The sequence below is a fragment of the Rossellomorea vietnamensis genome (assembly GCF_008180615.1).
Taxonomy (GTDB): Bacteria; Bacillota; Bacilli; order Bacillales; family Bacillaceae_B; genus Rossellomorea; species Rossellomorea vietnamensis_D.
Window position 1 is genome coordinate 95,954 of record NZ_VTEH01000014.1, and the last position, 16,431, is coordinate 112,384.

Genomic DNA, 16,431 nt, shown 5'->3' on the forward strand with positions numbered 1-16,431 from the left:
TTTAACTAAAGGCCATATTTTTATTTTTGCCTTTAAGAATCTGAAATACTCCATAAGCTGCCAATCCGATTGCAACCAACCCGAGCATCCATTGACCAAAAGGCTGCTGAGCAATTTCAGACAGTGCTGCATCGAGCCCTTTTGCATTGTCGGGGTTCGTTGTGACGGCGGTTTGAATCAAGAAATAACCAGTGATGCAGAATACAACACCTCGTGCCATCAAACCGGCTTTTCCTGTTTTCTTTCCAAGCTGATATTCTTTCTTATCCATTTTGCTTCTATGAAAGGAATCTGTAAATTTCTCGCTGTATCCTTTATAGATTTCATAAAGACCATACCCTATCACTGCTGCGCCTGCTGCGCCGACCATCCATTGACCGAACGGCTGTGAAAGGATTTGAGCAGTGATTGTCTCCCTGCTGCCTCCTCCTCCCCCGCTGCTTCCTGCATTGGTTGCGAGTTGAAAAGCTCTGTACGCAAGTCCTGCATAAACGATCGCACTAAAAACAAAACCGATTCTAATTATAATTCCTTTTGCATCGTGGCCTTTGTTTTGGGGATCGGTGATGGCTTCGACAATTTTCCATAAAACATACCCGGCAAGACCTATGGCCAGCAGCCATAATATGATTTCACCGAAAGGTTTGCTTGCAATGGAAGCCAAAGCTCCCTGGGTTCCAGTCGTCTTTCCTCCTCCGACACCGATGGCTGCCATGAATGCCAGTACACCAATCAAGACGTATACGCTTCCTTTAGCCAGGTAACCTGCGCGACCAAGGCCTTTTACCCATGGCTTTGCTTCATGAGCACCTTTTTTGGCATGTCCTTTCGCCTCATGTTTATTCATCACTATTGCTCCTCTCGTTATTGATTCTTTGTCTACAGCTATTGATTCCCTTATTTTTTAGAATGAAAACTTCTCTCGCTCCATGTGTCATAGTTTTAATACAAAAAGAAAATACTAAAAGAGGAAATCTATTCTTCCTCGTGGAATTATTTCCGACTATTTCCCCGGAAAGCGCAGGATGCGACAATTATTTGGGTTATACGGTAGAATTTTTATACTATTAAGGAGAATTTAAATGAAAAAAGCGGTATTTTTAGATCGAGATGGAGTTATAAATGAAGTTTTATCGAAAAGAGTTAAATTCGTCAATAAACTTTCTGATATTTACTATCTTGAGAAGGTTCCTGAGGCTGTCCGGCTGTTAAATGAGGCTGAATATAAAATTTTTGTTGTCACGAATCAGGGTGGAGTGGGACTTGGCTATCTGACTTCTTCCAATTTAGACAGAATTCACGAGAAAATGAAACTAGATATAGAAAAACAAGGCGGAGTTATCGAAGAGTTTTCAAGCTGTATACATAAGCCCCATGAAGGATGTTCATGCAGAAAGCCAGAAGCGGGACTTCTGTTTGAGCTTGCTGAAAAACATGAAATTGACTTATCACAGAGTTACATGGTCGGCGACAGGGAGCCGGATATTGAGGCAGGAAAGAAAGCCGGCTGTACAACGATTCTGATTGCGGATAAAGATACTGAAAAAATCGCGGATTATCATTTCCCTTCGCTTTATTCAGCTGCTAAATGGATTTCCTCCAGGAAACAAGCTTAACTTCAGGAAAGATGTTATAACCTTTCTTTCAATCTCCTTCTCAGCTCCTGGTTCCTTGGCCCCTCAAGGCAGAAATCTTCCTTGCTTATATGCTAAACTTTCAAGCACATCTTTTAAACTTATGAACGATACTAATATTTGAATCTGCGAAACTATAGAAGTAAACTATATTAGTGGAAAAAATCGGAAAAACTGTAAATAAGCTGATTTTTACTTATTGGAGCTTTATATCTAAAGGGTCAGTCCAAATTTTACTTGATAAGGGACCAAAGTTCCCTTATTAAGTAAATTCTATGAATAACTGTAAAAATAGCTGACTTGTTTACCGCTATTCACTTAAAAAGCTGTAAATAAGCTGCCGGGTTCTGTTTTGAAGTACAAACTTCTAATTAGTCAAAGAAATGGTTGAGTTATTCGCACCCCAAATATGTCTATTGATCTCCACTCCACGTGCGTGACTCCGCGGGGCGTGCGGTGAAGTAAAAGCGGAAGCGGCCGTTCAGCGACGTACAGATTTTAGGGCTCTCGTATGAGATAAAGGAATCACGAAGAGCGATAGCGATTCGATGATGACTTATCTTTATAAAGTGGAAAGGCCCAAGAGAAAAAAGGCGGTCTTCCTTTTTATCTCTTGGGGTTATTTGACCCCGAGGGGCTAGGGGCTGGAACTAGACGCACGCTAGTCCCGCAGGAGGTCACTCACCTTCCGTTCCAATCAAATCATTGCTAGATTTTTCATTATTTACAACTCTCCTTCATATTAATATGGGATTTAGAGTGTCCAGGAAATTGTGCGACATGTTTTGAATAACCAAAAGTTCTGTCATTTGTAATTAGGGTACATTTTATATTACAAATTAAACAGATTAACCAGTAAGGCTATCGTTAAACCAAGAAAAAAGGAGTGTCAAAATCGAGGCGACTTGTCACTCCTATTGATGTGTAATTTTTAATTTTATACTCGAGAACAGAACCCGTTCTAAAAAAACTGACTTTTTTTGATTTAAGGGAAAACATTTCCCTTATTTTTCAAAGCCATGCAAAGCAGCTGAATAGTGGAATTTTTTTCTGCTATGCGCTCGATCTTTATACTTATGTGAAGGAGTAATATAATGAAGTTCATGTCTAATAACATAACAAAGTTTTATAAATTATTCCTGGCCTTATGGATAATGATTGCACTGGGACTTGGATATTTTGCTATTGGTCTTCCCAGCATATTGGGCGGCGACGGTTTCAGGACGGATGGTGAATTTGAAAAGGTCAATGAAATTCTTTCAGATGACTTCGACTTTCCCGAAAACTCCCTTCTCCTCCTTTTTCAACAAGAAAATAAAAGCGACACAGAGTTTGAAGAAACTATTAAGTCCATCCTAAGTGAAATTGATGAATCTGTGAATATCAGCGGCATTCAATCCCCTCTTGGTGATGAAGCTTTACGGGATGGCGGTACTGCCTATGCAGCCCTCACCTTCGACCAAAGCAGCATTGATGAAGAAATCGACTCCATTGAAGAGATCATCGCCGAGGAGGACAATGTGGTATTGACCGGTGGACCTGTGATTTCCGCTGATATTAATAAAGCCAGTCAGGATGACTTAAAAAGGGCTGAACTCATAGGTCTTCCTGTGGCATTGCTTGTACTTCTTTTCGCTTTCGGAAGCATCATTGCATCTATCGTACCAATTATCATCGGAGCAATCACCGTCATTTCTTCTTTCGGGATATTGACCCTGATTGGAGAAAACGTGGAATTATCTGTATTTCTGCTGAATGTCGTTCCGATGATCGGACTTGCATTAAGCATTGACTTTGCTCTGCTTTTCATTAATCGTTACAGAGAAGAGCTGTTGAAATCAGATAAATTGGCGGCGATAGAGACGACCATACAGACTGCCGGCAGATCAATCATCTTTTCCGCTGTCTGCGTATTCATTGGCCTGGCAGCCATGAGCGTCATTGACATCGATATCTTCCAAACTATTGCGATTGGAGGGATGGTAGTCGTATCCATCGCTGTCATCTCTTCCCTGACATTACTTCCAGCTGTTTTGATCATACTTGGACCTGCCATAAACAAGTGGATGGTGATAAAACGGAAAGAGGATTCTTCAAAAGGATGGCGTACTTTTGCCCGTTTTGTTATGAAAAGACCAGTGTTGATTTCTGTTTCAGCATTCGCAATTTTGGTTATTGGAGTCCTCCCTGTTGGTAATATGAACCTCTCGATCCCTGATATTGACTCTCTTCCGGAAAGCTATGAGTCCCGTCAGGCCATAGAAACGATCCAGGATACCTTTAATACCGATGAAGGAAGCCAGGTCTATATCATTGCAGAACGTTCCGGCGATTGGACGAGTGAAGACGGATTAAAAGAGATAGAGCGATTGACAGCCGAGCTTCGAGAAGATGAAATTGTTAATTCCATTACGTCTATCTACACTGAAAGCGGCATTGATTCACCTGAAGCTTTATCAGAAGCACTTCAACAGCCCGAAACCCAGTCTTCACTTGCTCCTTTGCTGGATTCTTTTATCAGCGGTGAAAAGCTCTTGCTTCCCGTCACATTGTCAGAAGAAGAGTCTTCAGAGGCTGCTAAGGACTGGATCAGAGACTGGTCATCCAGGAATTGGGATTACTCTCTTTCCTTTGGCGGAGAAGTGAAATTCAACCAGGAAATTTTTGATGAAATTTATGATAAAGCAGCACTGAGTATCGGGATCATCTTGATTTCCACCTATATTATCCTGATGATCGCCTTCCAATCGGTAATTATTCCTCTAAAGGCGATTTTGATGAATGTCATTGGGTTGACATCCACCTTTGGAATACTTGTATGGCTGTTCCAAGGCGGCCATTTTGGACTGCAGCCCTCTGATATCGCTCTAGTCTTGCCCGTCCTTGTCTTTAGTTTGGTTTTTGGATTGAGCATGGACTATGAAGTCTTCCTGATTTCGAGGATCCATGAAATTTATCTGCAGACTGGCGATAATACACATGCAACCATCGAGGGACTGACTTCGACAAGCAAGATCATCACTTCAGCTGCCTTGATCATGATGGTCATCACTGGGGCATTTGCTTTTACAGGTGTCATGCCGGTCAAACAAATCGGTGTAGGGATTGCCATTGCAATATTTATCGATGCTACAATAATAAGAATGCTCCTTGTTCCATCTCTTATGAAGCTTCTCGGGGGTTGGAACTGGTATATGCCATTCTCAAAGAAAAATAAAAAAGCAGGAAAAAGCGGGGATTTTTCTGCTTAATGAAGATGCTAGTACAGAGCTGCTCTCTGTACTGGCTTTTTTTCTATTAAATATTGCAAAAGCATGAAAGACCTTCCACGACTATGTTAAGGTTACCAATAGAAGTGTTGGAATGGCTGAGATCATACATAACTTAATTACTGCGGGCAGGATGAAATCCAGATGGACAAGGAGGCTGACGGATGAAAAAAACCGAATTTTACGACATGATCAAAGCTTCGTATCCTTTTAATCACTTATCGAATGAACAATTGGAATACCTAGTATCGCAAGCACAATTTCAGAAATTTGCTAAAAATGAATTCATTTTTCATGAAAAAGAATCACAGGAAGAGCTGGACGTCTATTTCTTAATGTCTGGAACCGCGAAGAATGTTCTTCACCGGCCTTCAGGCAAGCAGGTGTCTTTACGATATTATTACCCTGGAGACCTTGTCGGATTGATGATTTTGTGGACAAGCGGTGATATGAGTTTTTCCGTGCAGGCCATCGAAGAGTGTACTCTTTTTCGTTTTAATAAAAAAGTCTTCTTCGATATGCTCACCAATAATAAAGAGTTTTCACAGATTATTTTTGAAAGTGTCGGAAACCGGATGAAAACTCTTTATGATGAGATTAAATATAAGGAGTCACAGGAAGAATCCGCTGACTTGTCCCTCTTCAGAACAAAAGTTAATATTTTGATGGAACCGCCTGTAATTCTTCCAAAGACTTCAACGATGGAGGAAGCAGCAGAGAAAATGCTCGATGAGGCGGTAGAGGCCATTGTGGTTTGTGATGATGAGGGTGCATTAAAAGGTCTTGTCACCCAAACCGAAATCCTGCGCTATCTTACCAGCTCAAGGGAAGCTCCGACACTAGAAGTCTGGATGAACAAGAAACCCTATTGGGTAAGGGATGAAGCTTTTGCCTATGAAGCCCTCTCCTTCTTTAAATACGAAGGGGCGAAATATGTCCCGGTCCTTCGGAATGGCATTGTCATCGGCCTGCTGACAGGACTGTCTTTTGTCAATATACATGATTCAAGCTACTTGGACCTCTCGTACAGTATCCAGTCCGCTGCAAGCACCGATGATCTTGTTCCACTATCACCGGTTGAAAATACAACCTTTACTTCCTTCATAGGCGGACTGCTCCTGCAGGACAGCTTTGCTTATAATGTGAGTGAAGTTCTGACGAATTACAACGACCGGCTGTACCGTAAAATCATCCTGCTTTCAGAAGAGGAAATGCGGGCGGAAGGATTCGGCTCACCTCCTGTCAACTACTGTTTTATTGTAATGGGCAGCCAGGGCCGCGGTGAACAGTCCTTCAATACCGATCAGGACAACGGCATCATCATTGCTGATTATGATCATCTCGATAATGCAAAAGCAGTGGACAGGTACTTTGAACGTTTCACTGAAAAAATCAATAGAAAACTAGCGCAGTGCGGTTTTCATGAATGTACAGGCGGAATCATGGCAAAAGAACCTAAATGGCGCAAATCATTCAGCCAATGGCAGGCGGCGATTGATGACTGGCTCCATGAAATCGATGCAGAAGAAGTTCAAAGCTTTACAATGTTTTACGATTTCAGACCGATTTTTGGTGACTACAGCCTTGCCGAAGATACCCGGGCCTATATTGCGAAAAAGGCCCAAAAATCCCTGAATATGCAACAGCTATTGAGAAAAGATGCTATCCGCTTCCGTATACCTATCAATGCATTGGGCAGGATCAATCTGAAAGGAAGAAACAAGTTTTTCAACATTAAGAAAGCCGGCTTGATGCAAATCGTGAATATGGTGCGTATCCATTCCATCAAGCACGGATTAAAAGAAGTAAATACTGTTCAACGTTTGAATGCTCTGAAAGAATTGAAAGTCTTTCATCCCAGAGACGCAGAGAATGCAAAAACAGCCCTGCACTATCTGCTCTATTACCGCTTGAACCAAAACCTTTTGGAATTGGAAGAGAACCGGGAACTGACAAATGAATTGGAAGTAGAGCAGCTTACTAAAGAAGATAAACGAAAACTAAGAGAAGCGCTTCAAATCGCAAATCGGATGCAGCAAGTCATGGAGATCAGCTTCAATCGCAACCGGGTGGTTTAGACTATGAGTGATGCTCGATTTAATGTAGGATATCGAATCATTAAATATTATTTTTGGCATAGATACCTTTTTAAGAAACAAGTAGAAAAAGAAAAAAAGAATCTCTCTTATCAAAAGTTGAAGCGGATGCTGAAGGAATTTGAAGAAGAAAAACCGCTTCTGCAGCAACAAAAACTGACGAACTGCACCTTTACCATTTTCGATCTCGAAACCACGGGATTTTTTCCTGAAATCGGGGACGAAATTGTCTCAATCGGAGCAGTCAAAATGCAAGGAGAAAAGCTTCTTGAGCAGAAAACATTTTATGAAGTCATTAATCCTCTGCAAACCGTATCCCTAGAAACTAAACAGTTTACGGGCTTAAAGCGTAAAGACTTTATCAAAGCGAAAACACTCCCTGTTGGGTTAAAAGAGTTCCTTGATTTCTGTAAAGGGACCATTCTAGTGGCACATCCTGCCTCTTTTGATATCAATTTTCTTCAAAAGAGAATCGGGAAATGGGGTCTTCCAGCTTTTGATCCCGAATTCATCGACTCTTATACTCTGGCCAAAGAACTCCTGGGTGAAGAGGAATGCTATTTAGATGATTTAGTGAAGAGGTTTCATATAAACAAGCGAGCCCGCCATCATGCCTTGAATGATGCCATCATGACAGCGGAGATTTTTCATGAGCTTTTAAAAATCTGCGAAATGAAAGAGATTGGTACTATACGGGAGCTGCATGAAGTTGCGGGGATATAAGCGAAAGAGGCAGCCGGCTGGCTGTCTCTATTTAGTTTGGTGATTTTTTTGCACGCTTGCGGGTGGACTAAAAAAGAGCCTTCTAAAAAATGCCCCTTGAATAAAAATCAAGGGACATTTTCTATTAACACTTATCGAATTTGACCGTTACCAGTCATCATATATTTAACTGTCGTTAATGCAGGCAGTCCCATTGGTCCGCGAGCATGCAATTTTTGTGTTGAAATACCGATTTCAGCGCCGAATCCAAGTGCTCCTCCGTCAGTAAAGCGGGTGGATGCATTATGATAAATGGCTGCTGCGTCTACAAGTGTCATGAACAGTCTGGCCGTCTCTGCATTCTCAGTGATGATGGCTTCTGAGTGCTTTGTACCGTACTGCTCGATGTGATTGATAGCATCAGCTGTGGCTGAGACTGTTTTGACAGCAATGTCCAAGCTTAGGTATTCATTCGCCCAGTCTTCTTCTCCAGCAGGCGTGCAGCCAGGAATTGTTTCGCAAGCATGCTCATCACCATGAGCTGTTATATTATGATTATTAAGGGTCTCAATAAAACGGTCTTTATTAGCTGCCAGCCAATCACGATGAATGATGACTGTTTCCGCAGCATTACAAACAGCTGGACGGTCTGTTTTTGCATTCACAAGGATATTCAGCGCCATTTGGACATCTGCATCTTTATCAATGTAGATGTGGCAGTTACCTACACCGGTTTCAAGAACAGGAACGGTTGCATTATTGACGACTGCATTGATCAGTGCTCCGCCACCACGTGGAATCAATACATCTACATGTTCTTTCATTGTGAACAGCTGCTGAGTCGCTTCACGATCTGTGGTATTGATGAACTGAACTGCTTCTTGTGGTATTTTAGTTTTCTCAAGGGCATTATGCATAACATCCACAATGGCTTTGTTGGAAGTTATAGCATTGGATCCTCCCTTAAGCACGATGCTGTTGCCTGATTTCAAAGCTAATCCTGTTGCATCAACTGTAACGTTTGGGCGCGCTTCATAAATCATTCCGATAACACCTAGCGGTACTGTGACTTTTGCGACATCCAAGTCGTTTTCCAGCGTCCACTCGCTGACAGTCAAGCCAGTTGGGTCATCCAGCTCCGCAACTTCACGTAGACCATTTGCGAAGTCAAAGATACGTTCTTTCGAAAGTGACAGGCGATCCATGAATGCTTCATCGAATCCTTTTTCTCGGCCTCTTGAAAGATCATTTTCATTAGCTTCCAAAATGGTTTCAAACTGTTCTTCCAATGTTGACGCGAGAGTCATCAAAGCTTCATTCTTCTCTTCAGTTGTTAGCAGTGAAAGTGATTTCGCAGCTTTCTTTGCTGCGATTGCTTGTTCTTCAACGTTCGTTTTGATTGTCGTTAATGTCATCCAATTCCTCCATAAATTATATTTATTGTTTCTTTCTATGTTTACTGTGTTTTCTGTTTAGACTCCGGCAGAAACTTTAGCACAGGAGCATTTCTATATTTGGCTGAAAGATCTCTGCTAGACACCGACTGGAATCGGTACTTCTATGTGACATACCAGATGATCAAATTCTACCGCTGCATTTTCATATTTTTCGAGCTCTTCGTCTGTCAGCCCATTGAACTTTTTCAATTCTTCGGAACCATAATTGACGACACCCAGACCGATTTCTTCACCGCTCAAATCGGCAATCCGAATAACTGAACCGCTCTTAAAGCGGCCTTTGACGGAATAAATCCCCGAAGCATCAAGGCTTTTCCTGCTTTTAATAATAGAGTCCCTTGCTTCATTATCTATGGTGATTTCGCCTTCTGGTCCGGAATTAAAGGCAATCCATTGCTTCTTGGTATTAAGGTTCACTACATCTTCTTTTGTTTTAAAATAAGTACCTTTAGCATCAGTTTGGACAGCATCATAGATAATGTTAGCTACACCTGATTTTCCTAGGAAAGATGGTATTCCTGATGCCATGGCGATTTTAAACGCATCGATTTTGGAGCGCATGCCGCCTGTACCTACTGAACTTCCTGGTTCTCCTGCCATATCTTCAATGTCCTGCGTAATCTCATTAACTTCTTCAAGAAGTTCAGCATTCGGATTTTTACGTGGATCATCATTGTAAAGTCCATCGATATCGGAAAGGATGATTAATTGATCGGCATTTACCAGTCCTGCAACTTTCGCAGATAACGTATCGTTATCACCAAATTTCAGACGATCAATGGTGACTGTATCATTTTCGTTGACAATTGGAATAATTCCGCGCTCGAGCAGAACATTTATTGTGTTTTTTGCATTGTTATATCTGCTTTCATCAGAGAAATCGCTTCTCGTGATGAGTATTTGAGAAGCCACATAACCATTTGATAAGAACAAATCAGAGTAAGCTTCAATTAACAATCCTTGACCGATAGATGCGGCTGCCTGCTTTTCCGGCAGCGTGCTGGGACGGGTCAGACAGCCTAACTTTCTGTATCCTGCGGCTACTGCCCCAGATGATACAAGCAGCACTTCATGACCATCATCTTTCAAGCGTACGACTTCGTCTGTAAGGCGCTCCAGCTTTCTGCGGCTCATCTCCCCGTGAAGACTTGTTAAAGAACTGCTTCCAATTTTAATTACAATTCGCTTCTTCGTGGTGTCCGGAGACATCATATCACTCCTGTAAAAATAGTTTTTATAATTTCTTTATTGCTTTAACGCACTAAGAGGGACTGTCCCCTACAACGCTTTAGTGCGTTAATTGGTTAAAATCAGTTTGCGTTTTGAACCGCCCTCTGCTGCCTTATTAAGCAGCAAAGGTAATGGCTGTTTTACATTTATTAGTTGGCAACAAGTACCTTTTTGAATTGGGAACTGATTTCTTTTGAACGTTTTTCAGCACCTTTAACGGCTTGAGCGATAGCTTCTCCTCCGCCAAATTTCTCTAGTGCATCCAGTCCTGCTGCTGTGGTTCCATTCGGGGATGTTACATTTTGTCGTAACTGTGCGGGTGTCTCTTCACGTTCCATGATCATCTTCGCTGCACCTAAGATAGTTTGAGCTCCGATTTGACGGGCTACTTCCGGTTCAAGGCCGCTGTCTTTACCGGCTTTTTCGATATGTTCCATTAGATAGTAGAAGTAAGCAGGTCCACTTCCGGCAATTCCGGTGAAGATATCCATTTTTTCTTCTTGGATAGTATATACTTCGCCGATGGAATTCAATAATTCTTCAGCAAGTTTCATGTCCTCATCAGCTGTATACTCTCCTGCTGCAATGGCTGTAGCGGATTCTCTCATCATGCTGGATGTGTTAGGCATGACCCGAATGACTTTTTGTCCTTGAGGCAGCCCTTCTTCCATATGTTCTGTGGTAATCCCCGCCAAAACGGAAAGAACAACTGTATGCGGACTGACAAGATCTCTAATTGATTCCAGTACAGCATCAATATCCTTTGGTTTCATAGCAAGGATCAGCATATCTATTTCTTCAAAATTTAATTTATCTTTTGTCATGGCTGTTATATCATATTTTGCTTTCAGTTCCTGTAAACGCCCTTGATTGCTTCTGTTTGATACGATAATTTGTTCTGTTGGAATTGCATTTGATTCAACCATTCCTGAAATCATGGCCTCTGCCATATTACCTGCACCTAGAAAAGCAACCTTTTGTTTGTTTAGCAAATATATCCTCTCCCAATAAGTTCTTTGTGTTCGTATTTTTGTTCGCTCTTTTTTCAACGTTTACAATCGTAACACGTACAAAATCATAATCAAGTGTTATGAACAATGTTTAGTGTATATGGTTGAATTAATGAGTGAAAGCGCTGCCATCTTCCAGTGGACTATTCAAACCGTGAATAATCCCTGATTTTCCCACGAGAAGACGTTATACAAGGATTTTTCTTTACTCTTTTTTTCCAAAAGCCTGTACTTACAGGCTTTATACTAAAAGAAAAAGGACCAGGGCTAAGCCCCGATCCTTCATCAATCATTCATTCAAAAACTCTTGTAATTCTGCTTTATTTGTTTCAAAGTCAACTTCCAATACTGCACCTGCCTGCTGGTAATAGCCATCCGTATATGAATCCGCCACCGGGATTGTCAGCTTATTGATATCACTGCTGCTACCCAAAAGGATATCTTTAACGATTCCAACTTGATCCAGCTTGCTCATGTTTGTTTCGATATAAGGCTGAGCTGCTCCAATCATCTTTGGAAGCTTCGTGACACTTCCTATGCTGAGCGCTTCGTCTTTGACAGCTGTGATAACCTCCTGCTGCCTTTTTACCCGTCCATGGTCACCTTCTGCATCTGCACGGAACCTTGCGTAACCGAGAAGCTCCTTGCCATTCAGGTTTTGGAGCCCGGGTTGGAGCGAAACCCCGATATTTTCCGACATAGCTTTTTCGACATTCATTTGTATTCCTTCAGGAGCAAGAATATCAATCGATTGTTCAAACCCTTTAAAATCGACAATCATATAATATTGAACATCGATATCAAAATTCTGCTGTAATGTCTGTCTCAGCAGGTCAGGGCCTCCAAGGAAGAAAGCCGTATTAAGCTTATAGTTCTGGTATCCTGGAATTTCAACATACATATCTCTCATGAACGAGACCAATTTCGTTTCATTTGTTTCAGGATCAATTTGGGCAATCATCATTGTATCTGTCCGGGACTGCTCTTCTCCACGGCTGTCCACTCCAAGCAGAAGAACATTGATTCTGCCGTTTTTATCCTTAACACCATTAAAAGTATAATCCTCTTCTTTAGGCATATTTCCTTCACCAGAAGCCATTTGAGTTCCTTGATAAAATTGAATACCTGCATATCCAAGCAGTGCTGTTATCATAAATAAGAGGAAAAGAACAAGTTTCAATCCTCTTCTCTTCTTTTTCTTTTTAAATTCCATTCGTGAATTCATATATACACCTTCTTTACTTAGCTTTTATCCTAAAACTTATATTATTTCATTTGGCTGTTTTCTCAAATATTGTGGCTGCTTTAGAAGAAATGGATTTCCGCTCCAGGCGGACGACTCCGCGGGGCGGGCGGTGAGCCTCCTCGGCTTCCGCCTGTATAAAAAGTGGAAGCGCCCTGCTCAGGCCCGACAGGCAAATGTTCCAAAGCGAAAAAAAGGCGGTCTTTCCTTTTATTCGCTTTGGGTTATTTGACCCCGAGGGACTGGGCGCTGCAACTGGATTGGGGGTCTCACCTGTCCCGCTAATCCCGCAGGAGATCGTACGCCTTCCGCTTCAATCCTCCTACGTAAAGGAGGATTAAGGTATAATCGCATTCTGAATCACTAATTAATTAGAAAAAACCTAGACTGTATTCGTAGTTAATTTTGCTTTTGTTAGAATTAAACTCCGGATACTAAGATTTTCTCTCTAAGCAGGGAAGCAGAAGCAGTTCATTTTTCTTTTGGCTTAACAAAATATAATGCCGAAACCTTATGAAGATAAAATAAAATAGCAACAAAGTTTACGAAAAGGTCTTTTCACTTTAGAGGCCGTCCGGCAGGTTGAGAACAAACCTCCCTTTTCTAAGAGAAGATTAGCTATCCAAAAGCAGCATTATTGAAGAAATCAGCCATTACTTACGCCCTTTTCATTTCTCTTATACAAGCCGCAGTGTCTCGCATAAATTTCAACCGTTTTATGTTGTGCATGATTCTAGTATATTAGACGAAATTCGGCACTAAAAGTTTCACTATTAAACTACTAAGTGATTGTATAGTATAAAGATAAAAATAACAATACTAATTTTGTGGCAGGTTTAAGAGGATCCCTCCTAAAATAACGACATTTTTCTTCCTTATTATATAATGCTGTCTGTTAACTGTTTTTGAAGAAGGCTGTTTTCGCTAGGGATATTCTTTCTAATCGGATTCTGACCAGATTTTTACGGTGTATTATGGTTATTTTGCTCAACTAGCAACAAAGTTTATGAAACAGCCTTAAAGAACCCCCCAAAAAAATAGACACCAGTTACGATCTGATGTCTTAGATTCACCTATAATAAACTTTTCAAAAGGGCATCTTGCTGAAATTTATATCAATGAAAACAGGTGGGTTTATCTATCCCCCCAGGCTCTATAATGATCAGATTATGCATGTACCACATCTTATTATGACTAAACCAGTGAACGTGTAGGAAAATCTGATACCTAAGTAAGCTCTCTGGAGACATTGTCTAATCGACTCTCTCTTATTTTCAGGGTACCAAACCAGGCCCCTGACTAAGCCCTGCTCCTTCTACCCCAGCACCTCTTCCCTCTTTAATACATTCCCAAGCTCCTCGATAGCGTTAATAACGATATCAGCCTCATCAAGCTCCCCTTCAGAGGCAAATCCCCATGCACAGCCTACTGTATATAGACCGTTTTTCTTCCCGGCTTTAATATCTGAAACCCTGTCTCCAACCATAACAGCAGAAGAAATTTCATTTTCCTTCAAAATCATCTTCACAAGGTCCTCCTTTCTTCCGGATGGACACCGTTCGATGCTGTACACTCCACTGAGCAAGGAATCCAGCGTGAAGCAGTTAACAATTTCAAGAAGATAGGAATTTAACCCGTTGCTAGCGATAAAAATTCTATACTCCTTTGATAGTTCTTCAAGAAACTCAAGTATTCCGGAATATAGTTCGCCGCTGCCATTCCTTATCTCCTGAAAGAGATGAACATGAAACATGCGGTTGACCTTTTCATGAAGAGCCTCCTCGTGCATAGGCAGCAGGCTCCTCCACACCTCAGGCAAAGGCACACCCATAATATCCAAATACTTCTCAATGGGCGTTCCTCCTTCCCACTCATCAACACTTCTTAAGCAATCAAAAGTTTTATCCAATGCAGACAAAAGAACTGTGTCCGTCTTAAATAGTGTTCCGTCCATATCAAAAATAAGCGCTTGTTTGATCAACATAGTCTCCCCCTGTTTCTTTATAAATTTCCCATTGAAAATTCACTACAGAAATATAGTTCTGTATCACTACAAATTCTTTGCGGCTTGCTGTTGTCACTAAATAGTGTTATTACCTTTGTAATCTGCCAGCTGAAGAGGATCTCTAATAAACATCATTCTTAATTGTTATCCTCGATTATTTGGCTGGCGTTCATGTCCTGAAATACATCATAGGACCCAATGAGGTTAAAATCCAAGATAGAGAAAATGATAGAAGGTATAATAAGCCATTTCTTCATGATTAACCACCTCTAATACATAGTAATTCTATGTATATTGATATATCAACGGATCTCTAAATCCTTTAACGCTTCCCTCGCTTGTTTTTTCACGAGGTTGCTCGATTGCCAGCTCTCTTTGTAGTATTCAGCATTCTCCATTTCTTTGACCAGTGCTTCCCTTAATCCGGAAACATCAGGATTTTCTTTATACAATTCAATCAACCCAAGTATTCCAGCAGCAGATAGCTGTTGGAAATAAAACACGTCGACCCTCTCTGTCTCCTGGTATCTATCCAAATTTTTCTGCACAATCAACCCGTTGAGGTCGACAATATTAAAAGCACTATAGAAGACGAGTGTACTGATAATATAAAATCGGCTTAGAGAAAGTGTGTTATACCATATTTTGATAAAGGTAAAAGTAAGAATGACACCAATCCATACCATAAAAGCATGAGCAAGAATTCTTGCCATCGTAAAACCGTATGCTTCCTCATACAGGGTCAGTCTCATTCCTGCTGAATAAAGCATGATGCCGCTCATTCCCACCAGTAATGATAGCAGGGCATTAATCAACACATTCATCTTTTTGGTTTCCATATCCATTGTTTTAATGACAGCAACGACAATGGTCCAATTGATCAATGTAACAACGATTAACTCAAAAAAGCCTCTTCTTGCGTAATCTGCATAGGTCAATCCGGATATAAGTGTATCGCTGAAAAAGTATTGAAACTGAACAAATGTAAATAAGGCGTACAATCCATTTAAGAAAATAAGAACGGTTATGACTATAATACCTTCCAACTTCACCTTCTTGTTTTTCAGCAGCCTGGAATAAGATGTGTGGTCCCTCCTCAAAATCCTCACGAAAGTATATAACAACAGTGAAACAATCAAGATAAAACCAAGACGTAGCAGCTCATCTCCTATAGAAAGATCCAGCATTTGCAAAGGAAACAGTTCTACTAATTCCGCAAAATGGCGGTCCGCAGACATAAGAAGAAGTCCGGTAAAGAAAACAAGCGGCAAGGATATGAGAACTCCGAGCACTATCATTTTCAGCGTTCTATAGGATTGGGCCTGCATCCTGCTTGCAAATATTTTTTTAGGAACAAGCAGCCTGCTTATCGCGAACGTAATCCATTTGCCTGTGAACGTGAACATATATCCGATAAAGCCAAAGCTGTTCCAGTCTACCCTCTTCTTTCTTGTTATGAGTACGCAATGGACGATAATGAGCCCGGGAAGGATAATAAGATTCAATAAATAAAGTACCATATTCCAATACAGAAAATAATTTAGTGCAAGAAATAAAATGGAAAACATGAGCAGAAATCCGATTTTTCGATTCATCAGACGTTTCCCTTTCATTTGCCAATAAAACAAACTGTAGTAGAGCGTGGCAAATAAGAAAACATTCAAACCAAACGTGTGGTCGATAAATAACCATTCTGCCATAATTCCCACCAAGAGGCAGCTTGCGATCAGTGATAAATTTCTTTTTTTCATTCCCTAACCTCCTATATCGTAATTCTATTTACAT

General features: G+C 41.0%; 11 protein-coding genes. 4 read left to right on the plus strand and 7 right to left on the minus strand.

Annotation, left to right across the window (positions count from 1 at the left end; genetic code table 11):
- Window position 1: 1 nt before the first annotated feature.
- Window positions 2-847, minus strand: a complete 846-nt coding sequence (locus FZC79_RS16470) for a DUF1206 domain-containing protein (RefSeq protein ID WP_148947856.1) — start codon at window positions 845-847, stop codon at window positions 2-4.
- Window positions 848-1,082: 235 nt separating this feature from the next.
- On the opposite strand from FZC79_RS16470, the gene FZC79_RS16475 reads away from it, so the two are divergent.
- The 4 genes from FZC79_RS16475 (at window position 1,083) to FZC79_RS16495 (ending at window position 7,722) form a co-directional block, all read left to right on the plus strand.
- On the plus strand, window positions 1,083-1,616 hold the full coding sequence (locus FZC79_RS16475) for a D-glycero-alpha-D-manno-heptose-1,7-bisphosphate 7-phosphatase (RefSeq protein WP_148947857.1): 534 nt from the start codon (window positions 1,083-1,085) through the stop codon (window positions 1,614-1,616).
- Window positions 1,617-2,728: 1,112 nt separating this feature from the next.
- A complete protein-coding gene (locus FZC79_RS16485) occupies window positions 2,729-4,885 on the plus strand; it encodes an MMPL family transporter (protein ID WP_148947858.1) in 2,157 nt (718 codons plus the stop codon).
- A gap of 182 nt (window positions 4,886-5,067) precedes the next feature.
- Window positions 5,068-6,981: a DUF294 nucleotidyltransferase-like domain-containing protein gene (locus tag FZC79_RS16490; protein ID WP_148947859.1), complete on the plus strand. Its 1,914-nt coding sequence runs from the start codon at window positions 5,068-5,070 to the stop codon at window positions 6,979-6,981.
- 3 nt (window positions 6,982-6,984) lie between these two features.
- Entirely contained in the window at window positions 6,985-7,722 is a 738-nt protein-coding gene (locus tag FZC79_RS16495) for a 3'-5' exonuclease (protein WP_148947860.1), read from the plus strand.
- Between the two features lie 131 nt (window positions 7,723-7,853).
- Here FZC79_RS16495 and FZC79_RS16500 read toward each other — a convergent pair whose 3' ends face one another.
- The 6 genes from FZC79_RS16500 to FZC79_RS16525 all read right to left on the minus strand — a co-directional run bounded on the left by FZC79_RS16500 (window position 7,854) and on the right by FZC79_RS16525 (window position 16,397).
- Entirely contained in the window at window positions 7,854-9,116 is a 1,263-nt protein-coding gene (locus tag FZC79_RS16500; RefSeq protein WP_148947861.1) for a glutamate-5-semialdehyde dehydrogenase, read from the minus strand.
- A gap of 117 nt (window positions 9,117-9,233) precedes the next feature.
- Window positions 9,234-10,367, minus strand: coding sequence for a glutamate 5-kinase (proB, locus tag FZC79_RS16505; RefSeq protein ID WP_148947862.1), 1,134 nt, complete (start codon window positions 10,365-10,367; stop codon window positions 9,234-9,236).
- Between the two features lie 170 nt (window positions 10,368-10,537).
- Window positions 10,538-11,380 carry a pyrroline-5-carboxylate reductase gene (gene proC, locus FZC79_RS16510; RefSeq protein ID WP_148947863.1) on the minus strand — a complete coding sequence of 281 codons (843 nt, stop codon included), beginning with the start codon at window positions 11,378-11,380 and terminating at the stop codon, window positions 10,538-10,540.
- Window positions 11,381-11,687: 307 nt separating this feature from the next.
- A complete protein-coding gene (locus FZC79_RS16515) occupies window positions 11,688-12,623 on the minus strand; it encodes an LCP family protein (RefSeq protein WP_148947864.1) in 936 nt (311 codons plus the stop codon).
- Between the two features lie 1,333 nt (window positions 12,624-13,956).
- Window positions 13,957-14,625 (minus strand): NIF family HAD-type phosphatase, encoded by a 669-nt coding sequence (locus FZC79_RS16520; RefSeq protein ID WP_252183370.1) that lies wholly within the window; start codon window positions 14,623-14,625, stop codon window positions 13,957-13,959.
- Between the two features lie 323 nt (window positions 14,626-14,948).
- Window positions 14,949-16,397 (minus strand): DUF4153 domain-containing protein, encoded by a 1,449-nt coding sequence (locus FZC79_RS16525; protein WP_148947865.1) that lies wholly within the window; start codon window positions 16,395-16,397, stop codon window positions 14,949-14,951.
- Window positions 16,398-16,431 lie beyond the last annotated feature (34 nt).

Bases quoted from the DNA above. Each gene is read 5' to 3' on its own strand.
- FZC79_RS16470 (WP_148947856.1), bottom strand. From the start codon at position 847: ATGAATAAACATGAGGCGAAAGGACATGCCAAAAAAGGTGCTCATGAA.
- FZC79_RS16475 (WP_148947857.1), top strand. From the start codon at position 1,083: ATGAAAAAAGCGGTATTTTTAGATCGAGATGGAGTTATAAATGAAGTT.
- FZC79_RS16485 (WP_148947858.1), top strand. From the start codon at position 2,729: ATGAAGTTCATGTCTAATAACATAACAAAGTTTTATAAATTATTCCTG.
- FZC79_RS16490 (WP_148947859.1), top strand. From the start codon at position 5,068: ATGAAAAAAACCGAATTTTACGACATGATCAAAGCTTCGTATCCTTTT.
- FZC79_RS16495 (WP_148947860.1), top strand. From the start codon at position 6,985: ATGAGTGATGCTCGATTTAATGTAGGATATCGAATCATTAAATATTAT.
- FZC79_RS16500 (WP_148947861.1), bottom strand. From the start codon at position 9,116: ATGACATTAACGACAATCAAAACGAACGTTGAAGAACAAGCAATCGCA.
- proB (WP_148947862.1), bottom strand. From the start codon at position 10,367: ATGTCTCCGGACACCACGAAGAAGCGAATTGTAATTAAAATTGGAAGC.
- FZC79_RS16515 (WP_148947864.1), bottom strand. From the start codon at position 12,623: ATGAATTCACGAATGGAATTTAAAAAGAAAAAGAAGAGAAGAGGATTG.
- FZC79_RS16520 (WP_252183370.1), bottom strand. From the start codon at position 14,625: ATGTTGATCAAACAAGCGCTTATTTTTGATATGGACGGAACACTATTT.
- FZC79_RS16525 (WP_148947865.1), bottom strand. From the start codon at position 16,397: ATGAAAAAAAGAAATTTATCACTGATCGCAAGCTGCCTCTTGGTGGGA.